The sequence below is a fragment of the Pseudomonas sp. NBRC 111130 genome (assembly GCF_001320485.1).
GTDB lineage: Bacteria > Pseudomonadota > Gammaproteobacteria > Pseudomonadales > Pseudomonadaceae > Aquipseudomonas > Aquipseudomonas vlassakiae.
Map to the genome: position 1 here is coordinate 44,647 of NZ_BCBG01000031.1, position 24,056 is coordinate 68,702.

The 24,056-nt window shown below is 63.4% G+C and carries 19 protein-coding genes; 7 read left to right on the plus strand and 12 right to left on the minus strand.

Annotation, left to right across the window (positions count from 1 at the left end; genetic code table 11):
• Nucleotides 1-175: 175 nt before the first annotated feature.
• From APH33_RS15480 to arcD (APH33_RS15505), 6 genes are all read right to left on the minus strand, one after another.
• Nucleotides 176-1,684: a sigma-54-dependent transcriptional regulator gene (locus APH33_RS15480; RefSeq protein ID WP_054886001.1), complete on the minus strand. Its 1,509-nt coding sequence runs from the start codon at nucleotides 1,682-1,684 to the stop codon at nucleotides 176-178.
• 82 nt (nucleotides 1,685-1,766) lie between these two features.
• The gene (locus APH33_RS15485) at nucleotides 1,767-2,135 is read right to left on the minus strand and encodes a DUF5064 family protein (RefSeq protein WP_054885981.1); all 369 of its coding nucleotides are present in this window, start codon (nucleotides 2,133-2,135) and stop codon (nucleotides 1,767-1,769) included.
• Between the two features lie 53 nt (nucleotides 2,136-2,188).
• The gene (gene arcC / locus APH33_RS15490) at nucleotides 2,189-3,118 is read right to left on the minus strand and encodes a carbamate kinase (RefSeq protein ID WP_054885982.1); all 930 of its coding nucleotides are present in this window, start codon (nucleotides 3,116-3,118) and stop codon (nucleotides 2,189-2,191) included.
• Nucleotides 3,119-3,296: 178 nt separating this feature from the next.
• Nucleotides 3,297-4,307, minus strand: a complete 1,011-nt coding sequence (locus APH33_RS15495) for an ornithine carbamoyltransferase (RefSeq protein WP_054885983.1) — start codon at nucleotides 4,305-4,307, stop codon at nucleotides 3,297-3,299.
• 69 nt (nucleotides 4,308-4,376) lie between these two features.
• Entirely contained in the window at nucleotides 4,377-5,630 is a 1,254-nt protein-coding gene (arcA, locus tag APH33_RS15500) for an arginine deiminase (RefSeq protein ID WP_054885984.1), read from the minus strand.
• A gap of 33 nt (nucleotides 5,631-5,663) precedes the next feature.
• A complete protein-coding gene (arcD, locus tag APH33_RS15505; protein ID WP_054885985.1) occupies nucleotides 5,664-7,091 on the minus strand; it encodes an arginine-ornithine antiporter in 1,428 nt (475 codons plus the stop codon).
• 432 nt (nucleotides 7,092-7,523) lie between these two features.
• On the opposite strand from arcD (APH33_RS15505), the gene arcD (APH33_RS15510) reads away from it, so the two are divergent.
• Nucleotides 7,524-8,951 (plus strand): arginine-ornithine antiporter, encoded by a 1,428-nt coding sequence (gene arcD / locus APH33_RS15510; RefSeq protein ID WP_054885986.1) that lies wholly within the window; start codon nucleotides 7,524-7,526, stop codon nucleotides 8,949-8,951.
• On the opposite strand, the gene APH33_RS15515 is transcribed toward arcD (APH33_RS15510), so the two are convergent.
• The 6 genes from APH33_RS15515 to gap all read right to left on the minus strand — a co-directional run bounded on the left by APH33_RS15515 (nucleotide 8,931) and on the right by gap (nucleotide 15,921).
• The gene (locus APH33_RS15515; RefSeq protein ID WP_054885987.1) at nucleotides 8,931-9,344 is read right to left on the minus strand and encodes a YbaN family protein; all 414 of its coding nucleotides are present in this window, start codon (nucleotides 9,342-9,344) and stop codon (nucleotides 8,931-8,933) included. The genes arcD (APH33_RS15510) and APH33_RS15515 overlap by 21 nt on opposite strands.
• A gap of 52 nt (nucleotides 9,345-9,396) precedes the next feature.
• Nucleotides 9,397-9,990, minus strand: coding sequence for a biliverdin-producing heme oxygenase (locus APH33_RS15520; RefSeq protein WP_054885988.1), 594 nt, complete (start codon nucleotides 9,988-9,990; stop codon nucleotides 9,397-9,399).
• Between the two features lie 219 nt (nucleotides 9,991-10,209).
• On the minus strand, nucleotides 10,210-12,795 hold the full coding sequence (locus APH33_RS15525; protein WP_054885989.1) for a TonB-dependent receptor: 2,586 nt from the start codon (nucleotides 12,793-12,795) through the stop codon (nucleotides 10,210-10,212).
• Between the two features lie 125 nt (nucleotides 12,796-12,920).
• Entirely contained in the window at nucleotides 12,921-13,883 is a 963-nt protein-coding gene (locus tag APH33_RS15530) for a FecR domain-containing protein (RefSeq protein WP_054885990.1), read from the minus strand.
• 90 nt (nucleotides 13,884-13,973) lie between these two features.
• Nucleotides 13,974-14,486, minus strand: coding sequence for an RNA polymerase sigma factor (locus APH33_RS15535; protein ID WP_054885991.1), 513 nt, complete (start codon nucleotides 14,484-14,486; stop codon nucleotides 13,974-13,976).
• Nucleotides 14,487-14,919: 433 nt separating this feature from the next.
• Nucleotides 14,920-15,921: a type I glyceraldehyde-3-phosphate dehydrogenase gene (gene gap, locus APH33_RS15540; RefSeq protein WP_054885992.1), complete on the minus strand. Its 1,002-nt coding sequence runs from the start codon at nucleotides 15,919-15,921 to the stop codon at nucleotides 14,920-14,922.
• 265 nt (nucleotides 15,922-16,186) lie between these two features.
• On the opposite strand from gap, the gene edd reads away from it, so the two are divergent.
• The 6 genes from edd to APH33_RS15570 all read left to right on the plus strand — a co-directional run bounded on the left by edd (nucleotide 16,187) and on the right by APH33_RS15570 (nucleotide 24,022).
• On the plus strand, nucleotides 16,187-18,013 hold the full coding sequence (gene edd / locus APH33_RS15545; RefSeq protein WP_054885993.1) for a phosphogluconate dehydratase: 1,827 nt from the start codon (nucleotides 16,187-16,189) through the stop codon (nucleotides 18,011-18,013).
• Nucleotides 18,010-18,969, plus strand: a complete 960-nt coding sequence (locus APH33_RS15550) for a glucokinase (RefSeq protein ID WP_054885994.1) — start codon at nucleotides 18,010-18,012, stop codon at nucleotides 18,967-18,969. The genes edd and APH33_RS15550 overlap by 4 nt, the downstream gene beginning before the upstream one ends.
• A 150-nt stretch (nucleotides 18,970-19,119) precedes the next feature.
• Complete coding sequence (gene gltR, locus APH33_RS15555; RefSeq protein WP_054885995.1) at nucleotides 19,120-19,845, plus strand: two-component system response regulator GltR; 726 nt, start codon at nucleotides 19,120-19,122, stop codon at nucleotides 19,843-19,845.
• Nucleotides 19,826-21,280, plus strand: coding sequence for an ATP-binding protein (locus tag APH33_RS15560; RefSeq protein WP_054885996.1), 1,455 nt, complete (start codon nucleotides 19,826-19,828; stop codon nucleotides 21,278-21,280). The genes gltR and APH33_RS15560 overlap by 20 nt, the downstream gene beginning before the upstream one ends.
• 101 nt (nucleotides 21,281-21,381) lie before the next feature.
• Nucleotides 21,382-22,632 carry an AGE family epimerase/isomerase gene (locus APH33_RS15565; protein WP_054885997.1) on the plus strand — a complete coding sequence of 417 codons (1,251 nt, stop codon included), beginning with the start codon at nucleotides 21,382-21,384 and terminating at the stop codon, nucleotides 22,630-22,632.
• A gap of 103 nt (nucleotides 22,633-22,735) precedes the next feature.
• Nucleotides 22,736-24,022, plus strand: a complete 1,287-nt coding sequence (locus tag APH33_RS15570) for an ABC transporter substrate-binding protein (RefSeq protein WP_054885998.1) — start codon at nucleotides 22,736-22,738, stop codon at nucleotides 24,020-24,022.
• The last annotated feature ends 34 nt before the right edge of the window (nucleotides 24,023-24,056 follow it).

A 24,056-nucleotide genomic window follows, 5' to 3' on the forward strand; every position in this document is an offset into this window, starting at 1 on the left:
AAATCAACAGCTTACAATTTTATCTGAAGCCTGTTTTCATTGTCGTGGAATGAAAACGATACAGATGAGGCTGGGTCAAAAACGGCTGGCCTATCAAGCCCTTGTAAACGCGCCCTTAGAAGAGCTTGTATCGAAAACGCTACGATGTAGTGAAATCGATACGGTCAGCCAAATTTCAGCTCTTGCTTGCAATGCCGTACTTGCGCAACCGTTGTGCAATCGCGGTATGCGAAGTCTGGAGCCGCCCGGCCAGCTGCCGGGTGGACGGGTAGCTGGCATACAAGCGCTGCAGCAGTTCACGCTCGAAATCGCCCACCGCCTGCTCCAGGCTGGCCACGTCGCCATCCTGCCCACGCGCCACCGAAGTGCCGGCGATGTCCAGGTCTCCGATATCCACCAGATTGCTCTCGCAGATCGCCGCCGCGCGGAAAATCACGTTTTGCAGTTGCCGCACGTTACCGGGCCAAGGGTTTGCCAGCAGCGCCGAATGGGTGGCCGGGGTGAGACGGCAAGGTGGGCGCTGGATCTGCGTGCAGGCCTGCTGCATGAAATAGTGCGCCAGCATGAGGATGTCCTGGCCACGATCACGCAGCGGCGGTACCTGCAGGTTGAGTACATTCAGCCGGTAGAACAGGTCTTCACGGAAAGTGCCTTCGGCGACCATGCGTTCGAGGTCGCGGTGGGTGGCGCTGATGATGCGTACATCCACCTTCACCTCGCGGTCGCCGCCCACCCGGCGGAAGCTGCCGTCACTGAGGAAGCGCAGCAGCTTGGCCTGCAGGTAGGGCGACATTTCGCCAATCTCATCGAGAAACACCGTGCCCTGGTTGGCCAGCTCCATCAGCCCCGGCTTGCCGCCGCGCTGGGCACCGGTGAAGGCGCCTGGGGCGTAGCCGAACAGTTCGCTCTCGGCCAGGCTTTCGGGCAGCGCGGCGCAGTTCAGTGCGAGGAATGGCGCTGCCTGACGGCTGCTGATGGCATGGCAGGCGCGGGCCACCAGTTCCTTGCCGGTACCGGTTTCGCCGTGCACCAGCAGCGGCGCATCGAGGGCCGCCACGCGCAGGGCGCGGGCCTTGAGGGTGCGGATCGCCGGGGATTCGCCCAGCAGCGCATCGAAGCCTTCGGCATGGTCGTGGTGCAGGGCCGACAGGCGTTCGCCCATGCGGTTGGGCGGGTAGAGGGTCAGCAGGCCTCCGGCGTTGGTGATCGGCGAGGCGTCCAGCAACAGGCTCTGGCCGTTGAGCTGCATCTCGCGCATCGGCAGGTGGAAGTTGTTGTCCAGCAGCGCCTGCAGCAGACCTGGGTCGTTGAACAGCTCACTCACAGAACGCCCGGCGGATTCGCGACCGCACAGGGCGATCAGCGCCGGGTTGGCCAGCAGCACCGTGCCTGCGCTATCGACCGCCAGCACCGGGTCGCTCATGGCGGCCAGCAGAGCGTCGAGCTGCAGGTGGCGGCGCTGGCCGGGGAGGATGTCGACCACGTCCACCGATTGCACGCCACGGACTTCGAACAGGGCGTCGTGGAGTTCTTCGAGGACTGCCGGGCTGAGGGTCGGGGCGTCGATGTAGACGTTCGGCGGGACCATTTCCACGGCATCCAGGTTGAGGTTGCGGGCACCGAGCAGGGCGAGGACTTCCTGGGTGATACCGACGCGGTCGATGAAGCTGACGTGGATGCGCATGGTGGGCGGGAGTTGTGGCCGGGGAAGGCGATAGTATGCCTTAACATCGTCGGGGCCGCTTTGCGGCCCCAGGATCATGCATTCATTCGAGGTGTTCAGGCTTGATCGGGTCGCCCGATTTTACGTCCAGCTTCTGGCGAATGTCTTCGAACATGGCGTCGTACAGCTTGTGAGGCGAACCCAGCGTTTCGAACTTCTGGTGCGGCGCGAGATAGGACTGGGCCTTGCGCGAGGCGACCATGAGAAAGCTTGGTAGCACCTGGTCCTTGGCCAGGAAGAACTTTTCATCGACGGTCTTGCCCTCGATGCTGCCATGCATGCGGAACTGGATGCCTCTGCCTTCCTTGGGGTCTGAAAACGCTTCGTACTCGATGTTGAGATCGTAACTGTGGTCGTTCTTGGTCAGCGCAGTGCGCTCGATATGTACATGACCGGGGTGGAACTGGGCCATGGCAAACTCCTCCGGAAGGTGAATGGCGGGCCCCGTAAGCCCGCCCACTGCAATCAACGGTAGCTGATACCTGGCTTTTCGGTGCTCACGCGGGTGCCGGCGGTGCCTTTGACGATGCCCTCGATGTTTTCCAGCGAGCTGATCACCGCCACTTTGCCAGTGTGGCGGGCAAAATCGCAGGCAGCCTGCACTTTAGGCCCCATGGAGCCGGCCGCGAAGCCAAGGCGTTCGAGTTCGTCGGGGTGGGCCTGGGCGATGGCTTTCTGCGTCGGCTTGCCCCAGTCAATGTAGGCGCCATCGACGTCGGTGGCGATTACCAGAAGGTCGGCTTCCAGCTGTTCGGCCAGCAGCGCCGAACACAGGTCCTTGTCGATCACCGCCTCGATGCCTTTGAGCTTCTTGTTCTCGTCGTACATGGTGGGGATGCCGCCACCGCCGGCGCAGATCACGATGCTGCTCTTTTCCAGCAGCCACTTGATCGGACGGATTTCGAAGATGCGCTTGGGTTTCGGGCTGGCGACCACGCGGCGGTACTTGTCGCCGTCGGCCTTGACCACCCAGCCTTTTTCCTTGGCCAGGCGCTCGGCCTCTTCCTTGCTGTAGACCGGGCCGATGAACTTGCTCGGGTCCTTGAAGGCCGGGTCGTTGGCATCCACTTCCACTTGGGTCAGGAGGGTGGCGAACGGCACTTCGAAGTCCAGCAGGTTGCCCAGCTCCTGTTCGATCATGTAGCCGATCATGCCTTCGGTCTCGGCGCCGAGCACGTCCAGCGGGTAGGCCTCGTCGGGCTTGTACGACAGGCCTTGCAGGGCCAGCAGGCCGACCTGCGGGCCGTTGCCGTGGGCGATGACCAGTTCGTTGCCAGGATGGATCTTGGCGATCTGTTCGGTGGCCGTGCGGATATTGGCGCGCTGGTTGTCAGCGGTCATGGGTTCGCCACGGCGCAGGAGGGCGTTGCCGCCCAGTGCAACAACGATACGCATGGGGAATGTCCTTTATCTAAAGAAATGAGCGCTACTCGGCGGGCGAACACCGCCCCCTGTGGGAGCGGGTCTACCCGCGAAGGCGTCAGCAGCACCAGCGGTGCTGTCTGGGCTGGCGCCTTCGCGGGTGAACCCGCTCCTACAGGGATCCGGGTTGCCCGGCCTGGCGAGTCAGCCCTTACAGGTCAGCCAGGGTCGAAACCAGGATCGCCTTGATGGTGTGCATGCGGTTTTCCGCTTGCTCGAAGGCAATGCACGCCGGCGACTCGAACACGTCATCGGTCACTTCGATGCCGTTGGCCAGATCCGGATACTGTTCGGCAATCTGCTTGCCGACCTTGGTCTCGGAGTTGTGGAAGGCCGGCAGGCAGTGCATGAACTTGGTCCGTGGGTTGCCGCTGGCTTTCATCAGCTCCTTGTTCACCTGGTAGGGCTTGAGCTGCTTGATGCGCTCGCCCCAGGCTTCGATCGGCTCGCCCATCGACACCCAGACGTCGGTGTGGATGAAGTCGACGCCCTTGACCGCAGCCTTGGGATCTTCGGTCAGGGTAATGCGCGCGCCGCTCTCTTCGGCGTACTTGTGGCAACGCTCGACCAGGTCTTCATGTGGCCACAGCGCCTTGGGCGCGGCGATGCGCACGTCCATGCCAAGCTTGGCGCCGATCAACAGCAGCGAGTTACCCATGTTGTTGCGGGCATCGCCCAGGTAGGCGTAGCTGATGTCGTGCAGTGGCTTGTCGCTGTGCTCACGCATGGTCAGCACGTCGGCGATCATCTGGGTCGGGTGGTATTCATCGGTCAGGCCATTGAACACCGGCACACCAGCGTACTTGGCCAGTTCTTCGACGATTTCCTGCTTGAAGCCGCGGTATTCGATGGCGTCGTACATGCGCCCGAGTACGCGGGCGGTGTCCTTCATGCTTTCCTTGTGGCCGATCTGCGAGGAGGTGGGGTCGATGTAGGTAACGTTGGCGCCCTGGTCGTAGGCGGCGACTTCGAAGGCGCAGCGGGTACGGGTGGAGGTCTTCTCGAAGATCAGGGCGATGTTGTTGCCCTTCAGGTGCTGCTGCTCGGTGCCGGTGTATTTGGCGCGCTTGAGGTCGCGGGACAGGTCCAGCAGGTACTTCAGCTCGCGGGTGGTGTGGTGTTCGAGGCTGAGCAGGTTGCGGTTGTGAATGTTGAACGCCATGACTTTTCTCCTTGAGTTTGGTGAGCGCACCGGCCGCCGCTTCGTGAGGGCGGCCGGGGGTAATGGGCGTTAGTAGTCGATCGGGTCGCGCACGATCGGGCAGGTCATGCAGTGGCCGCCGCCACGGCCCCGGCCCAGTTCGCCGGCGCTGATGGTGATGACCTCAATGCCGGCCTTGCGCAGCAAGGTGTTGGTGTAGGTGTTGCGGTCGTAGCCGATAACCACGCCAGGTTCGATGGCCACCACGTTGTTGCCGTCATCCCACTGTTCGCGCTCCGCGGCGAAGCTGTTGCCGCCGGTCTCGACCACGCGCAGCTTGACGCCAAGTTGCTCGCCGACCACCTCGATGAACGACTTGTCGATGCGCCGCACGTCCATGCCGTAGGGCTTGCTTTCGTCCGGGCGGATGATGAACGGCACGATCTCTTTCACCACTTCCGGGAAGACCGTGACCAGGTCGCGGTCGCAGAAGCTGAACACGGTGTCCAGGTGCATGGCGGCACGCGACTTCGGCAGGCCGGCGACGATGACTTCCTTCACCGCGCCCTTGGCGAACAGGTTGCGTGCCAGTTGGCCAATGGCCTGGCGCGAGGTGCGCTCGCCCATGCCGATCAGCACGATGCCGTTGCCGATCGGCATCACGTCCCCCCCTTCGAGGGTGGATTGACCGTGGTCCTTGTCCGGATCGCCGTACCACACCTGGAAATCGGCGTTGGTGAATTCCTTGTGGAACTTGTAGATGGCGGTGGTCAGCAGGGTTTCCTGGCGTCGCGCCGGCCAGTACATCGGGTTGAGCGTCACCCCGCCGTAGATCCAGCAGGTGGTATCACGGGTGAACTGGGTGTTGGGCAGCGGAGGCAGGATGAAACTGGAATGGCCCAGGTAGTCGTTGTACATCTTGACCACGTCGGCACCTGCGCTCTGTGGCAGGTCCTGGCCGGCCACGCCGCCGATCAGGAATTCGGCCAGGTGGCGGGGCTCCTGGCCTTCGAGCCAGCTGCGCACCTCGTTGTTCAGGCCCACGCCAACGGTGTCATCGGTGATCTTGCGGTCGAGGATCCATTTCAGGGCTTCGGGTTGCTGGACGATATCGGTCAGCAGGTTGTGCATCTCCAACACATCGACGCCGCGTTCACGCATCTTGGTGACGAAGTCGAAATGGTCACGCTTGGCCTGATCGACCCAGATCACGTCATCGAACAGCAGCTCGTCACAGTTGCTTGGCGTCAGCCGCTTGTGCGCCAGCCCGGGGGCGCAAACCATTACCTTGCGCAGCTTGCCGGCTTCGGAGTGGACACCGTACTTCTGTTTTTCAGCGGACATGGTTTCATTCCTCCAATTGAACGAAGACGTGGGTCAAAGGGTCAGGAAGCCGTCATACAGGCCGAAGGCTGCCACCAGGGCACCGATGACCACGGCTGCGAAGATCAGTTTTTCCACGTTGGTGAAGATGGGTTGGCCCACCTCGCGCTTGGCCTTGGCGAACAGGATCGCGCCAGGGGCATAGAGCAGGGCCGAGAGCAGCAGGTATTTCACGCCGCCCGCATACAGCAGCCAGATGGCGTATAGCAGCGCGATGCCGCCGATGATCAGATCCTTCTGCCGCTCGGCAAGGGCCTGCTCATAGGTTTCGCTGCGCAGTGCCAGCAGGAAGGCATAGGCCGCCGACCACAGGTACGGCACCAGGATCATCGAGGTGGCGAGGTAGATCAGCGACAGGTAGGTACTGTTGGAGAACAGGGTGATGACCAGGAAAATCTGCACCATGGCGTTGGTCAGCCACAGGGCGTTGGCCGGCACATGGTTGGCGTTCTCGCGGCGCAGGAACTCCGGCATGGTGTGGTCCTTGGCAGCGGCGAACATGATCTCGGCGCACAGCAGTACCCACGAGAGCAGGGCCCCGAGCAGCGAGATGATCAGGCCGACGCTGATCAGCACCGCGCCCCAGTGGCCGACCACGTGTTCAAGCACTGCGGCCATCGACGGGTTCTGCAGCTTGGCCAGTTCCGGTTGGGTCATGATGCCCAGCGACAGCACGTTGACCAGCACCAGGAACAGCAACACGGTGATGAAGCCGATGACCGTAGCCTTGCCCACGTCGGAGCGTTTTTCCGCCCGGGAAGAGAAGATGCTTGCGCCCTCGATGCCGATGAACACCCACACGGTGACCAGCATCATGTTGCGAACCTGGTTCATCACGCCGCCCAGGTCGGGTGTGCCCACGGCCCAGATATCGGCGGTGAAGATGTCGAGTTTGAAGGCGAACAGGCAGATCAGGGCGAACAGCACCAGGGGCACGACCTTGGCCACGGTGGTGACCAGGTTGATGAACGCCGCTTCCTTGATGCCACGCAGTACCAGGAAGTGAACGGCCCAGAGCAGCACCGAGGCGCCGATGATCGCCGCCGGGGTGTTGCCTTCGCCGAAGATCGGGAAGAAGTAGCCCAGGGTGCTGAACAGCAGCACGAAGTAACCGACGTTGCCCAGCCAGGCACTGATCCAGTAGCCCCAGGCTGAAGAGAAGCCCATGTAATCGCCGAAGCCGGCCTTGGCATAGGCGTACACACCGCCATCCAGGTCAGGCTTGCGGTTGGCCAGGGTCTGGAACACGAACGCAAGGGTCAGCATGCCGACTGCGGTGATTGCCCAGCCGATCAGGACTGCACCCACGCCAGCACTGGCGGCCATGTTTTGCGGCAGCGAGAAGATGCCGCCGCCAATCATCGAGCCGACTACAAGTGCAACTAACGCGCCGAGCTTTAGTTTTCCGGATGAATCAGACATTTAACAACTCCTGCCAGGAGAAAGTTGACGACAGAATAAATCTGACGCCGGGGCCACGACCTGACTTGTGTCAGTTCTTGGCTACGCGAGGGTAGGAAATTTCCTTCGCGCGGCTCCTGGAAGTGCCGATAGCCATGCTGCAGGCCTTGCGAGCTGGCACCTCCATGTACGACTAGAGCAAACGCTCTGTTTAGCCTGCGAGTGTTGAAGCTAGCCGCTTTTAGCGCTTTCGCAAATTTTTCACAGGAATATCGAGTTTTATCAGATGCTTTGCTAGTTGCTGGGCAGGTGCTAGTTTTTAAGGGCGCAGGTTTATAGACATTGTGGTTATGAGTGCTATAGGTGTAAGGGTTTTAGCCATATAAGTAATCGCTTTTATATGGCGCCCATGTCTGTTGCAAACGCATGACAGCTCGGAAAAAAGGGAGCCCCATGAGCGAACCGGGACAAAAGCTGCGTCTGGGTGCACTGATCGCACTGGTGGTCGGCTCGATGATTGGCGGCGGCATCTTCTCGCTGCCGCAGAACATGGCAGCACGCGCCGACGTCGGAGCCGTGCTGATCGGCTGGGCAATCACTGCGGTGGGGATGCTGGCACTGGCGTTCGTGTTCCAGACCCTGGCCAACCGCAAGCCCGAACTGGATTCGGGGGTCTACGCTTACGCCAAGGCCGGGTTCGGCGAGTACATGGGGTTCTCCTCGGCCTGGGGTTACTGGATCAGCGCCTGGCTGGGCAACGTCGGCTACTTCGTGCTGCTGTTCAGCACCCTGGGCTTCTACTTTCCGGTGTTTGGCGAAGGCAATACGCCGATTGCCATCGGCTGCGCCTCGTTGTTGTTGTGGGCAGTGCATTTCCTGGTGCTGCGAGGCATCAAGGAAGCGGCGTTCATCAACCAGGTGACCACCGTGGCCAAGGTGGTGCCGCTGCTGATCTTCGTGGTCATCGCCGCCTTTGCTTTCCGCGCGGACATCTTTACCCGTGATATCTGGGGCATGAGCAACCCACAGTTCGGCAATGTGCTGGACCAGGTGCGCAACATGATGCTGGTCACGGTGTTCGTGTTCATCGGTATCGAAGGTGCCAGTGTGTATTCCGGGCGGGCTCAGCGCCGTTCCGACGTCGGCAAGGCCACGGTGATCGGCTTTCTCGGCGTGCTGGCGCTGCTGGTGCTGGTCAACGTGCTTTCGCTGGGCGTAATGACCCAGCCGGAGCTGGCCGGGTTGCAGAATCCGTCGTTGGCCTCGGTGCTGGAGCATATCGTCGGCCCTTGGGGCGGCCTGTTGATCAGCCTTGGCCTGGCCGTGTCGTTGCTGGGGGCGTTGCTCTCGTGGGCACTGTTGTGTGCCGAGATCCTCTACGCCACCGCACGCGACAAGACCATGCCGCGCTTCCTGGCCAAGGAAAACGCCAACCACGTGCCGGCCAATGCCCTGTGGCTGACCAACTGCATGATCCAGGGCTTCCTGCTGATCACGCTGGTTTCAGCGGGGACTTACACGAGCCTGATCTACCTGGCGTCATCGATGATTCTGGTGCCCTACCTGTGGTCGGCGGCGTACGCGGTGCTGCTGGCCTGGCGCGGGGAAAGCTACGAAGGGCAGGCAGGGCTGCGGCGCAAGGACCTGCTGGTGGCAGCGCTGGCGTTGCTCTACGCGGTGTGGCTGTTGTATGCGGGCGGCCTCAAGTACTTGCTGCTGTCGGCGCTGCTCTACGCCCCAGGGGTCATCCTGTTTGCCCGGGCCAAGCGCGAGCAAGGGCAGGCGCTGTTCACCGCCTGGGAAAAGCTGATTTTTGCGGCAGTGCTGGCGGGGGCGGCACTGGCTGCCTACCTGCTGTATTCAGGGCTGTTGAGCCTGTGAAGCAGCGGGGCAGGGCTGCTCCGGTCGCGACCAGATCCACAGGTTGCCCAGGGTCATGCCGGCAATTGCCAGAAACACTGGCCAGTGGTGATCGAGGAAGACCAGCATAAGGCCTGCGCACAGCAGCATGCTGACGGTAGCACTGACCTTGGCACGGCGCTGGATCACCTTGCCATTGCGCCAGTTGTACAGGATCGGCCCGAACAGGCGGTGGTTCTCCAGCCAGGCGGACAGGCGCGGCGAGCTGCGCGTCGCCGCCCAGGCAGCCAGCAGGATGAACTCGGTGGTCGGCAGGCCGGGGATGACGATGGCGACCAGGCCTATCCCCAGGCTTACGTAAGCCAGGATGCCGTACAGCAGGCGCGACAGTTTAGAGCGGGCGGGTCGGGTCATGGTCTCACTGCATGAACGTCCGGCCACCGGGGATGTGGCCGGCAGATGCATCTCAGGCCAGTGCGGCATCGGCGGCGTAGGCATGCTTGAGCAGTTCGGTAAAGCGCTCGAAGGCGGCCACTGCGGCGCGCTCGGCGGCGGCATCTTCCTCAGGCGACAACGCCAGGCCATCGAGGATGCGGGTGAACTGCTTCCAGCCTTCGGCACGGCCACCGGCCGGCTCGCCGAGGTGACGGGCGCCGAAACTGTCGGACAGTTGCAGGGCCGCGGCACGCTTGATCAGAAACGCAGCACCAAGTTTGGAGCCTTCCGAGACGAAGATCCAGCCCATGGCTTCACCCAGGGTCGGATTGTGCAGGGCGCCGGGCAGGGCGGCCGGGATATCGGTGTTCAGGTCGGCGAGGTCCAGGCGGGCCTGTTCGGCGCGGCAGCGCTCGGCCAGATCGGGGACGATGGCGTTCAGTTTTGGGTCGTTGTACAGGGCCTGCAGTTCGGCCTGGAACAGGTATTGGGCGACGACGAAGCGGGCGAAGCTTTCGCGGCTGTCGAATGGCGCGTGGGACTTGACCAGGGCGTCGAGCTCGCTGTGCGGAGCGTGAGTGGCCTGGTTCAGGCGTTGCGAGCGCAGGGCTGGGCGGTCGGTCATGGGTGTGTCCTTGGTAAATGAGGGCGTCTAGTGACAAGACGAAACAGCGGGGCGGGTACAGTAAAAAAACTGGGATTTTGTGGTGTTTCGCGATGCTGGCTCTGTAGGAGCGGCCTTGTGTCGCGAAAGGGCTGCGCAGCAGCCCCAGATATTTGAGTAGTGCTGCAATATCCTGGGGCCGCTTTGCGGCCCTTTCGCGACGCAAGGCCGCTCCTACAGTCAGATATCCCACACCACATTGACGGCGAAATTGCGCCCCGGCATGGTCAGGCGGTCGAGGTTGGCCGGCTGGGTCACGCCCGCTTCACCCTGGCCGTCGTAGCCACGCACCGAATCCCATTGCCAGTATTTCTTGTCGGTCAGGTTGTAGAGCCCGGCGTTGACGGTAACGTCGTCGGTCACTTTGTAGAAGCCGCTCAGGTCGAGCACGCCGTAGCCCGGGGTACGGAACTGCGAGCTCTGACCGTCCGGCGCGAAGAAGGTGGTGTCGTCGACGCGGGTCTTGCGCTTGACCAGGGTCCAGCTCAGCAGGCCGCCATAGCTGGACTGCTCGTAGCCCAGACCGAACACGCCGGTCAGCGGGTTGACGCTGTTCAGCGGTTGACCGTTGTCATCGTTGCGGCCACGGGCATAGGCGATCGAGGCCTGGGTATACAGGCCCTGCGGCGCACCGAAGTGGTCGAGGTTCAGGCGGCCCTTGAGCTCGGCGCCCTTGATGGTGGCGTGCTTGATGTTGTTGGCCTGGAACGTGGTTTCCAGGTTGGCCGACTGCACGGCATCTTCGTCGATGAAGTCGCGGTACTTGTTGTAGAACACCGCCACGTCGAAGTTGCCGGCGTCGAAGTTGCCACGCAGGCCTGTTTCGTAGCTCTTGCTCTTTTCCGGCTCGAGCCCGGGGTTGCCCTGCACGCTGTAGCCCAAGGTCGGGTTTTCGAAGCGCCCGTACATCGACTTGGCTGTCGGGGTGCGGAAGCCTTCGGCGTACTGGCCATACCAGGTGTAGTTGTCGTTGAAGGCGTAGGTCAGGCCGAACTTGGGCGAGACGCGGTGCCATTTCTTGTCCGAGTCGTCGAGGCTGCTCGGGGCGGTGCCTGAGCCCTGGATGCCACGCAGGAACTCCTCGGTGAACTTCGGCTCCATGCGCGTGTAGTCGTAGCGCGCGCCGGGCATGAAGGTCCAGTTGTTCCAGCGGATTTCATCCTGCACGAACAGGCTGTAGGTGTTCACGGTCGGGTCCGGGAAGTCGCTGACCAGCGCCTGGGCATCGCTGGTGCTGACCTGGCCGATGGCGCGGCAGGTGCCACCGACTGCCAGGCAGGTGCCGGTGCCGCTGCGCGAACCGGTGACTTTCTCGTGCTTGAGGGTGGTGCCGTAGGTCAGCAGGTGGTCGGTGGCGCCGACGCTGAAGGCCTTGTCCAGCTGGGCGTCGAACACCCACTGGCGGTCCTTGTAGGTGGTGTCGCGGGTGCGCAGCACGGTGCGGCTGAACGGGAAGTAGACCTCCTCGGTGCTCTGGTCGGTCTTGGCGATCTGGTAGTTCAGGCTCCATTTCACGTGGTCGGCGACCAACGAATCCAGGCCGAACTCATGGTTGATGCCGAAGCGCTCGCGGGTCACGGTGTCGTTGCCGCTGCGGCTGCGGTACATGCCCATGCCGGTGCCGTTGGTGAACGGGCCACCGACGGCGCTGAGGATGTTCTGGTCGCGGTCATCCTTGTAACGCTCGTAGGTCAGACCGAGGCGAGCATCGTCGGCGTAATTCCAGCCCAGCTTGGCCAGCACGTTGGTGGTGCGCACGTCTTCCGGGTTGGCCTCGGTGCGCGACAGGCCGGTGCCGCCGTGGCTACCGTAGGATTCGGTCTCGTGCCCGTTGCGCTGGCTCAGGTGCAGCAGGCCGTCGAACTCACCCGTGCGGCCTGCCACCGTTGCCGAGGTCAGCCAGCTGTCATCGGCCGAGCTGTAGCCGGTCTTCAGGCGCGCGCCCACATCCTTGCCAGGCTTGATGATGTCGTCCGGGTCGAGGGTGAAGTAGCTCACCGCGCCGCCGATGGCGTTGCTGCCGTACAGCACAGAAGCCGGGCCGCGAAGGATTTCCACGCGCTTGACGATTTCGGGGTCGACGTAATTGCGCTGGGTCTGGGCGTAGGGGCCGTAGAAAAAGCTGTCGGGGATCGACACGCCGTCTATCTGGGTGAGCACGCGCTCGCCGTCGATGCCGCGGATGTTGTAGCCGTTCAGGCCACTGCGCTGGCCTGTGCCTCCTACCGACACACCCGGTTCGTAACGTACCAGCTCCTGGATGTTGTTGACGTTTTGCCGGTCCAGTTGCTCGCGGGTCTGCACGGTCACGGTGCTCGGTACCTGGCTCACGTCCTGGGCGTTACGGGTGGCGCTGACGGTCATCTGCTGCAGGGCGATGACGTTGCCCGCCGTCTGGCGTTCGAGCACCACGTTACCGTTGCTGATCTTGCGCAAGCTCAGGCCCGTGCCCTGGAGCAGGCGCTTGAGTGCGGCCTCCGCTGGCAGCGCCCCCTGCACGCCCGGCGATGCCACGCCTTCCGCCAATTCGGCGCTGAAGCCAACCTGCCAGCCGGTGACCTTGCTGAAGGCATTGATCGCCTCGACCAAAGGCTGCTGGGCAATGTTGAAGCGGTAATCGCCCATGCGTGGGCTGCTGGCCTGTGCCGGTTCGGCGGCCAGCGCCGGCAGGCTGCAGGCTCCGCTGGCGAGTAGCGCCAGGGTCAGCAGCGACAGCTGACCGGTACGGCGAGGACGTGTGGACGGGCGAGATGGACCTGTGAACATCGAAAGCGCTCCCTGACGCGCGAACTGCTATAGGTGATGACCGTTCTTGTTTTCAAACAAGAATCAGTTGCATTGGCTATAACGAGACGGGCGGGGTTGCGCGATCGCGTAAAAAAACTTGTCGGTCAGTTGATGATCACGACGGCGGGGAATTCGTGCAGCTGCGCAGAAGTGATATGGGCCAGGGCGCGTAGCGTTTCCAGCGGCTGGTCGAGACGGTAGTTGCCGGTCACCGCCATGTCGCCGAGGTGGTCGTTGCGGTTGATGATCCAGCCGGGGTAATAGCGCCGCACTTCCGCCAGTACCTGGCTCAACGGGCAGTTCTCGAACACCAGGCGGCCGTCGACCCAGGCCAGGTCCTTGTGCATGTCCGGGCGCTGGCGCTGGCCGAAACCGTGCGGGCCGACACTGATGCTGTCGCCGGCACTGAGGCGAATGCGCTGGTCGCTGGCGGCTTGCAGGTCGACGTCGCCGCGCTGCACGCGAACCTGAGCCTCGCCGTCGAGGTAGCGCACGGCGAAATCGGTGTCGCGCACGTGCGCACGCACGGGCCCCGCCTGCACTTCCAGCGGCAGCTTGGCGTCACCGGGCACCTGGAAGTACGCCTCGCCTTGCAGCAGGCGTGCGACCTGGCGGCCGCCCTGCTGGTCGCTGGCGAAGGCGGAATTGGTGTTGAGCAGGACCTTGGCACCGTCATCCAGCTCCAGGCGCTGGCGCTCGCCGACCACGGTCAGGTGGTCCGCCTGCAGGCGCACCGGCAGGTTGCCGAACGTGAACAGCCCGACCAGCAGCACGGCGGCGGTCGCCAGTGGCTTCCAGTGCGCCCGCAGGCGCCCGCGCAGCGAGCGGCGTTGATGCTGGTGCAGGTGCAGGGCAGCCAGGCGCAGCGGGGTGCCGTTCCACAAGGCTTCGGCCTCGACGTAGGCTTCGGCGTTTTCCGGTGCTGCGCTGAGCCATTGTTCGAAGGCGAGGGTGTCGGCCTCGCTGGCGCATTGCAGGCGCACGAGCCAGTCCAGCGCCTCGTCCAGCGCACGGGCGCGGGCGTCGGGCCCGGTAGCTGACGAGCGAGTGACGGGGCTGTCGGTCACGGTGGGTCCTTGCGGCAATTTTTGCGAATGATCAAGGCTGGGGCGAAGCATGGCAAGGATTACGCCACATTCTGCACGCCTGCGGTCGGCTCATTTGAGCCGATCGGCCACGCCCATGCAGATCGCCATGATCAGTTTCAGTTCCTTCTGAACGGTGCTGGCCGAGACGTGCAGTTGCTCGGCAATCTCCAGGTAGCTGGCGCCGTGCAGGCGGCTGAGGATGAAGATGCGCTGCTGGCGCTCAGTCAGTTGGTTGAGGCTGACGCTCAGGTGCTTGAGCAGTTGTTCGGCGTGGGCGGCGTCTTCGCTGCTCCCGTGCGCAGACGCGACATTGTGCAGCACCTCGTCGGGCACATCGTCGACCAGCATGCGCGACCGCACCCGCCGCGTGCGCAGGTGGTCCAGGGCGAGGTTGCGGGCAGTCTGGAACACGAAGGGCTCGAGGTGTTCGATGGGCCGCTCGCCCAAGGCGCGGGACACCCGCAGGTAGGTTTCCTGCAGCAGGTCCTCGGCGGTGCTGGGGTTGCCTACCATGCGTTGCAGGGTGCGCAGCAGGGAAAGGCGCTGGACGAGGAAGACGGAGTTGAACCGGGACTGACTCACGGGGGGACCTGGCCGACGAAAGGTGAATGATAATGCTTATCATCTTATGGTCAGGTCAAGGCTGGAATTGTTAGGAAAAGGTAAAGATCGTGTGGGGCCGGGGTGTTTGCCTTGGGATTTTTAGCGCCTATGAGATCGAGCGCCGCCCGCGCGGCGCATCGCGGGCAAGCCCGCTCCCACATCTGTTTCGGGCCAGTAACTCCTGTGCCGCCAACAGGGACCGCCTTGTTGGCATGACGATACATCTCGGTGGGCGCTGATGCCGCTCCACCTGTCTCCAGTCATGCACCAAGGCGGATCCTGTTGGCGGCACAGGAGACATTGGCCCGAAATAGATGTGGGAGCGGCGGTGCGGCGATCCGACTTGCCCGCGATGCGCCGCGCGGGCGGCGCTCGGTCTTAGAGGCGGCAAAAACCTCGAGTCAGGAGCTTCTCAGCGGGCGTTGGCCAATGCCAGACAGTTATCCAGCATGCGGTTGGAGAACCCCCACTCGTTGTCATACCAGGCCAGCACCTTGAGCATCCGCCCGTTGGCCCGGGTATGGTTGGCATCGAAGATCGACGACAGCGGGTTATGGTTGAAGTCGCACGACACCAGCGGCAGGGCATTGTAGCCGAGCACCTTGGAATGCCGGCTGGCTTCAAGGAACAGTTGGTTGACCTGCTCGACGGTGGCTTCGCGCTTGAGGTTTACGGTCAGGTCGACCAGCGACACATTGATCACCGGTACCCGCACGGCCATGCCGGTGAGCTTGCCGGCCAGCTCCGGCAGCACCAGGCCCACGGCCTCGGCGGCGCCGGTCTTGCTCGGTATCATCGACTGGGTGGCCGAACGGGCACGGTATGGGTCGCTGTGATAGACATCGGTCAACACCTGATCGTTGGTGTAGGCGTGAATGGTGGTCATCAGCCCCTGTTCGATGCCGAACTCGCGGTGCAGCACCTGGGCGATCGGCGCCAGGCAGTTGGTGGTGCACGACGCGTTGGAGATTATCTGGTGCGAAGCCCGCAGGATATCGTGGTTGACCCCGTAGACCACGGTGGCATCGACGCCCTTGCCCGGCGCCGAGACGATCACCTTGCCGGCGCCAGCCGCCAGGTGTGCGGCGGCCTTGGCGCGGTCGGTGAACAGCCCGGTGCATTCGAACACCACGTCGATCGCTTCGGCCTTCCAGGGCAGTTCGGCCGGGTTGCGGATGGCACTGACCGCGATACGGTCACCATTGACCGTCAGGCTTTCATGGTCGGCCTCGACCTGCGCATCGAATGTGCCGTGCACGCTGTCATATTTGAGCAGGTGGGCATTCATCGCGCTGTCACCCAGGTCGTTGATGGCGACGACCTGCAGGTCCTGGCGGTAGCCTTGGGTATACAGTGCGCGCAGGACATTGCGCCCGATGCGGCCGAATCCATTGATGGCGATACGTAGGGTCATGGCAGTACCTCTGGCGGTCCGAGTGAAACCTGTGGCAAAAAGGAGCTTCACTGAAACGGTTTTGTTGTTGGAATTACAAGATTATTCACTGGGCGATAGAAAACAAGCCTTTTTGATGGCAGTATTTTGTTTAAACATACAACGAGTGGTTGTGCGGAGTGCCTCCCCCGATATCGCGAGCCCCTCTGCCTTGAGCCTAGGCCGCAATCGTTTGGAGGGGAAACGCCCGGTAAACCGCCCTTACAATTAGCCTGGAGTCCAGTACATGCATCCGCGCATCCTTGAGGTCACCCAGCGGCTGATCGAACGCAGCCGTGCCACCCGCGAACGCTACTTGCAGCTGATTCGTGGCGCGGCCAGTGACGGGCCCATGCGTGCCAGCCTGCAATGCGCCAACTTCGCCCATGGCGTGGCCGGTTGCGGTGCCGAGGACAAGCAGACCCTGCGGTTGATGAACGCGGCCAACGTCGCCATCGTTTCGTCGTACAACGACATGCTCTCGGCGCACCAGCCGTATCTGCATTTCCCTGATCAGATCAAGCAGGCCCTGCGCGAGGTCGGTTCGGTCGGCCAGTTCGCCGGCGGCGTGCCGGCCATGTGCGATGGCGTGACCCAGGGCGAGCCGGGCATGGAACTGGCGATCGCCAGCCGCGAAGTCATCGCCATGTCCACGGCGGTAGCGCTGTCGCACAACATGTTCGACGCTGCACTGATGCTCGGCATCTGCGACAAGATCGTCCCTGGCCTGATGATGGGCGCGCTGCGCTTCGGTCACCTGCCCACCATATTCGTCCCGGGTGGGCCGATGGTTTCCGGTATTTCCAACAAAGAGAAGGCCGACGTGCGTCAGCGCTATGCCGAAGGCAAGGCCAGCCGCGAGGAGCTGCTGGAGTCGGAAATGAAGTCCTACCACAGCCCCGGCACCTGTACCTTCTACGGCACCGCCAACACCAACCAGCTCGTGATGGAGGTCATGGGCCTGCACATGCCCGGCGCCTCGTTCGTCAACCCGTACACACCGCTGCGCGATGCCCTTACCGCCGAGGCGGCGCAACAGGTCACGCGCATGACCAAGGCCAGCGGCAGCTTCATGCCGCTGGGCGAGATCGTCGACGAGAAAGCGCTGGTCAACGCTATCGTCGCCTTGCACGCCACCGGCGGCTCGACCAACCACACCCTGCACATCCCGGCGATCGCCCAGGCGGCCGGCATCCAACTGACCTGGCAGGACATGGCCGACCTTTCCGAGGTGGTGCCGACCCTGTCCCACGTCTACCCCAACGGCAAGGCCGACATCAACCACTTCCAGGCCGCTGGCGGCATGGCCTTCCTGATTCGTGAGCTGCTCGACGCCGGCCTGCTGCACGAGGACGTCAACACCGTGGCTGGCCACGGCCTGCGCCGCTACACCCAGGAACCGTTCCTCGACGACGGCAAGCTGGTATGGCGCGAAGGGCCGCAGCAGAGCCTGGACGAGAGCATCCTGCGCCCGGTGGCGCGGCCATTCTCGGCCGAAGGTGGCCTGCGGGTGATGGAAGGCAACCTTGGCCGTGGCGTGATGAAGGTCTCGGCCGTTGCGCCTGAGCATCGGGTAGTCGAAGCACCGGCTCGCGTGTTCCATGACCAGCAGTCGCTGGCCGATGCCTTCAAGGCCGGTGAACTGGAGTGCGATTTCGTTGCCGTGGTGCGCTTCCAGGGGCCGCGTTGCAACGGCATGCCCGAACTGCACAAGCTGACGCCGTTCCTCGGCGTGCTGCAGGACCGTGGTTACAAGGTCGCGCTGGTGACCGACGGGCGCATGTCGGGGGCCTCGGGCAAGATCCCGGCGGCTATCCACGTCTGCCCCGAAGCGTTCGATGGTGGGCCGCTGGCACGCGTGCGCGATGGTGATATCGTGCGGGTCGATGGCGTCGAAGGTACGCTGCGGGTGATGATATCGGCAGAAGAACTGGCCAGCCGTGACCTGCCGCCCGCGCCCCAGGGCAACGACCTGGGCTGCGGCCGTGAGCTGTTCGGTTTCATGCGCATGGCGTTCAGCCCGGCAGAGCAGGGCGCGAGTGCCTTCACCTCGGCCCTGGAGAACCTCAAATGAAGGACCTGCTGGTTGGCGACATCGGTGGCACCAATGCCCGTTTTGCGTTGTGGCGTGACAACCAGCTGTGCCAGGTGAAGGTCTTCGCCGCGGCCGACTACACCAGCCCGGAGCAGGCCATCGAGGCTTACCTGGAAAGCCACGGCATCGCCCGTGGCGGCCTGGCAGCGGTGTGCCTGGCGGTGGCTGGGCCGGTCGATGGCGATGAATTCCGCTTCACCAACAACCATTGGCGGCTCAGCCACAAGGCGTTTTGCCAGACCTTGCAGGTCGAGCGGCTGCTGCTGATCAACGACTTTTCTGCTCAGGCGTTGGGCATGACCCGCCTGCAACCCGGTGAGTACCGTGAGGTCTGCGCAGGCCGGGCAGACCCGCTGCGGCCGGCGCTGGTGATTGGCCCGGGCACTGGTCTTGGCGTCGGCAGCCTGTTGCGCCTGGGCGAGCAGCACTGGCAAGCGCTGCCGGGTGAGGGCGGGCATGTCGACCTGCCGGTGGGCAATGCCCGGGAGGCGGCGATCCATCAGCAGATACACAGCCAGATCGGCCACGTCAGCGCCGAGACCGTACTCAGCGGCGGTGGCCTGGTGCGCTTGTATCAGGCCATGTGCGCGCTGGACGGCGACACGCCCCGACACACATCCCCGGCGCAGATTACCGATGCTGCGTTGAGCGGCGAGCCACGGGCGCTGGCGGTGATCGAGCAGTTCTGCCGGTTCCTTGGGCGCGTGGCTGGTAACAATGTGCTGACCCTGGGCGCGCGTGGTGGGGTCTATATTGTCGGCGGCGTGATACCGCGATTTGCCGAGCTGTTCCTGCGCAGTGGTTTTGCCGCCAGCTTTGCCGACAAGGGCTGCATGAGCGGTTACTTCGCGGGTGTGCCGGTGTGGCTGGTGACAGCAGAATTCTCTGGACTGCTGGGTGCGGGGGTGGCATTACAGCAGGCGCTGGAACACTGACTGGGGCCGCTTTGCGCCCCTTCGCGGGCACGCCCGCTCCCACAGGTTCTACGCCAGACCATGTGGGAGCGGGCATGCCCGCGAAGGGGCGCGAAGCGACCCCAATAGCAGGCAACGAAGACCTGTGACAAACAATGAGGGCGGGATACCTTGAGCACTGCCGGAAAGTCCATCCTGATGGTCGATGACGATCAGGAAATTCGTGAACTGCTGCAAACCTACCTGAGCCGCGCCGGCTTCCAGGTCCACGCCGAGGCTGACGGCCAGGGCTTTCGCCGCGCCCTGGAAAACACCCCCTGCGACCTGGTGATCCTCGACGTCATGCTCCCTGACGAAGACGGCTTCAGCCTGTGCCGCTGGGTGCGTCAACACCCACGCCAGTCGCGGGTACCGATCATCATGCTGACCGCCAGCTCCGATGAAGCCGACCGCGTCATCGGCCTGGAACTGGGTGCCGATGATTACCTGGGCAAGCCGTTCAGCCCCCGTGAACTGCAGGCGCGCATCAAGGCCCTGCTGCGCCGCAGCGAATTCGGCCTGGCGGCGCCAGCCAGTGCCGTGCTGGCCTTCGATGACTGGCGTCTGGATACGATCAGCCATCGCTTGTTCCACCGCGATGGTGAAGAGGTGATGCTGTCGGGTGCCGACTTCGCTCTGCTCAAGCTGTTTCTCGATCATCCGCAGCAGATTCTGGACCGCGACACCATCGGCAACGCCACCCGAGGCCGCGAGCCGATGCCGCTGGACCGCATCGTCGACATGGCCGTCAGCCGCCTGCGCCAGCGCTTGCGCGACACCGACAAGCCCCCGCGGCTGATCCGTACCGTGCGTGGCAGCGGTTACCTGCTGGCGGCCCATGTCTGCTGCGCTTCCTGAGCGGCGCTGGCGCCTGCTGCCGCGCTCGCTGCTGGGGCGCATGCTGCTGCTGACCCTACTTGTGGTGCTGTTGGCACAGGGCCTGTCGAGCCTGATCTGGGTCGCCCAGTTGCGTGCCAGCCAGTTGCAGGGCCTGCGCGCCAGTGCCTCGAGCCTGGCTCACTCCATGAGCGCCAGCGTCAGCTATTTCCGCTCGCTGCCGGTGGCCTATCGGCCAATGGTGCTCGATCAACTGCGCAGCATGGGGGGGACGCGTTTTTTCGTGTCGCTCAATGACAAGCCACTGGATATGCCGGTATTGCCCATCACGCCGCGCAAGCAGGTGGTGATCGACGTGTTCCGGCAAGTGCTGCACGAACGCCTCGGCGAGCAGATGGAGATTTCTGTCGAGTTCGTCGCCCCCGATGACCTGCGCATCTTCAACAGCGGCCTGAAGCTCGATGAACTGCCGCGCTCGTGGGCACATTACTCGCTGACCCTGGAGCCGCTCAACCCGCCGGTGCTGGTGACCCAGATCCGCCTGGGCCAGGGCGAATGGCTGTACATCGCGTCCTTGCTGCCCGAGCCCTATACCAGCCTCGAAACCGAACGCCTGCCGCGTCAGCAGATTGGCTTCATCGTCCTGACCACCGCCTTGCTGCTGCTGTTCATCGGTTTGCTGGTGCACTGGCAGAGCTGGCCGCTCAAGCGCCTGGCACGCGCTGCACGAGAGTTGTCACTGGGCGCCGATGTGGCGCCGGTAGCCGAGGGCGGCGGCAGCGAAGTGGTCGAAGTGGGGCGGGCGTTCAACAGCATGCGCGAGCGCATCAGCCGTTACCTGACCGAGCGTTCCCAGTTGTTCAGCGCCATTTCCCATGACCTGCGTACGCCGATCACGCGTTTGCGCCTGCGTGTGGAACTGCTCGAGGACGAGCATCTGCAGGCCAAGTTCAGCCAGGACCTCGACGAGCTGGAACTGCTGGTCAAAGGGGCTCTGCAGTGTGTAAAGGACACCGACATCCACGAGAACATCGAGCCGATCGAGCTCAATCAGGTACTGGAGATGCTCGCCGAGCCGTACCTGGGGGACGGCCGGATCACCCTCGAGGGGCGAGCCGTGTCGCCGTACCCTGGCAAGCCACTTGCCCTGCGCCGGTGCATCGGCAACCTGATCGACAATGCCATCAAGTATGGCGAGCGGGCACGCCTGCGCATCATCGACAGCCCCGAGGGCTTCGTCCTGCAGGTGGATGACCAGGGCCCAGGCGTGCCACAGCAGCAGATGGAGCAGGTGTTCGAGCCGCATTTTCGCCTGGCTGGCAAGCAGCAGGGTTATGGGCTGGGCCTGGGTATCGCACGCAATATCGCCCACAGCCACGGCGGCGAGGTGAGCCTGCTCAACCTGCGCGAAGGGGGCTTGCGGGTGACGCTGTACCTGCCCAGAGGCATGGATTGAGGCGTGTCACCAACTGGTGACACAACCGCAGTCCTTCGTGACATCCCGGCCCGGACGGCTGGCTAGACTTCGCAGACGACTGGCAAGGAACGCGCAGGCCCATGAAGCACATCGATCTCCCCGTCGGCAGTTGGCTGGATTCGCCGGTTCATGCCGCCTGGCTCATGACTGAAGGGCTGCGCCTGCTGGCCTTCGCCAAGGCATCGAAGTTGCCGGACGGCTTCGGCAACCTCGACGCGTCAGGCAAGCTTGCGCCTGACGCCGCCGCTGAAACGATGAACACCGCGCGCATGACCCATTGCTTCGCCCTCGCGCACATCCAAGGTGTGCCCGGCTGTCTGGCCTACGCCGAGCATGGTGTCGCGGCGCTGCGCGGCGGGCTGCAGGATGCTACCTATGAGGGTTGGTTCGCGCACCCAGAAGGGCTTCATGACAGTGGCAAGGCCGCTTACCTGCATGCTTTCGTCGCGCTGGCTGCCAGTTCCGCCAAGGTGGCCGGCACGGCCGGTGCCGCGCAGTTGCTGGCGGACGCTGTGCGGGTAATCGAAGGGCGCTTCTGGTGCGAGCAGGAGGGCGCCCTGCGTGAAACCTTCTCCCGTGCCTGGCAGCTGCCGGAAGCCTACCGTGGCGCCAACAGCAACATGCACGCCACCGAGGCGTTCCTGGCCTTGGCCGATGCCACCGGTAACACGCTGTGGCTGCAACGGGCGCTACGCATTGCCGAGCGCATCATCCACACCCATGCCACGGCCAACGGTTACCGGGTCATCGAGCATTTCGACGCGCTCTGGCAGCCAGTGCCGCACTACAACCTTGAGCATCCGGCCGACCACTTCCGCCCTTATGGCACCACGCCCGGGCACGCTCTGGAGTGGGCGCGCCTACTGCTGCACCTGGAAGCCAGCCTGCAACTGGCCGGGCTGCCCGCCCCCGACTGGCTGCTGGCCTGCGCCCGTGGCCTGTTCGACAGTGCCTGCTGCCACGCCTGGAACGCCGATGGGCAAGCTGGCTTCGTCTACACCCTGGACTGGGACAACCGGCCGGTCGTGAGGCAGCGCTTGCACTGGGTGCATGCCGAGGCATGCGCCGCTGCCGCCGCGCTGTTGCGCAGAACCGGCGAAGCTTGTTACGAGCAGTGGTACCAATGTTTCTGGGGCTTCATCGACAACCATTTCATCGACCGTGCTGGCGGCAGCTGGCACCACGAACTCGATGCGAACAATCGCCCTGCCGGCAGCATATGGCCGGGCAAACCGGACCTGTATCACGCCTATCAGGCGGTGCTGCTGCCGGGCCTGCCGTTGGCGCCAAGCCTGGCAACTGCCGTTGCCGGTTATGTAACCAAACGATGACATTCGCGCATCGCTTCGTTACCTGACGAGGCGGGCGCGCTGATTAGACTCCATGCAATGCAAGCGATCGACTTGCCGGCATAACAACAAGAAAGGTACTCCGATGAATTCGTCCCTCCGCCTCGCAACCGCGATCTCCCTCGCTTCGCTCCTGCCGCTCAGTGCCCTTGCCGCCGATTCCAAAGGCAGCGTCGAAGTGGTGCACTGGTGGACCTCCGGTGGTGAAAAAGCTGCTGTCGATGTGCTCAAGGCCCAGGTCGAGAAAGATGGCTTCACCTGGAAGGACGGCGCTGTCGCCGGTGGCGGTGGTGCCACGGCCATGACCGTACTCAAGAGCCGCGCAGTGGCGGGCAATCCGCCTGGTGTCGCGCAGATCAAGGGGCCGGACATCCAGGACTGGGCTGCCACCGGCCTGCTCGACGCCGATGTGCTCAAGGACGTCGTCAAGGATGAAAAGTGGGATTCGCTGCTCGACAAGAAGGTCGCCGACACCGTGAAGTACGACGGTGACTATGTCGCGGTACCGGTCAACATCCACCGCATCAACTGGTTGTGGATCAACCCAGAGGTCTTCAGGAAGGCCGGCATCGACAAGGCGCCGACCACCCTCGACGAATTCTACGCCGCTGCCGACAAGCTCAAGGCTGCCGGTTTCATTCCTCTCGCCCATGGCGGTCAGCCCTGGCAGGACAGCACGGTCTTCGAGAGCGTGGTGCTGGCGGTGATGGGGGTGGAGGGTTACAAGAAAGCATTGGTCGATCTGGATGAGAAAGCCCTGACCGGCCCCGAGATGGTCAAGTCGCTCGCCGAACTCAAGAAAGTCGCTACCTACATGGACCCTGACGGCAAGGGCCAGGACTGGAACCTCGAAGCGGCCAAGGTCATCAACGGCAAGGCCGGCATGCAGATCATGGGCGACTGGGCCAAGAGCGAGTGGACCCTGGCGAAGAAGACCGCCGGCAAGGATTACCAGTGCGTGCCGTTCCCCGGAACGGACAAGGCATTCCTGTACAACATCGACTCGCTGGTGGTGTTCAAGCAGAACGACAAGGGCACTGCCGCCGGGCAGCAGGACATCGCCCGCAAGGTGTTGGGTGAAGACTTCCAGAAGGTCTTCAGCATCAACAAGGGCTCGATCCCGGTGCGCAACGACATGCTTGCCGACATGGGCAAGTACGGCTTCGACGCCTGCGCCCAGACCTCCGCCAAGGACTTCCTCGCCGACGCCAAGAGCGGCGGCCTGCAGCCGAGCATGGCGCACAACATGGCCACCACGCTGGCCGTGCAGGGCGCATTCTTCGATGTGGTGACCAACTACATCAACGACCCCAAGGCCGACCCGGCCGATGCGGCGAAGAAGCTGGCGGCGGCGATCAAGGCGGCCAAGTAAGCGACTTCAAGGCTTGCGCGGCCTGAATTGTGGG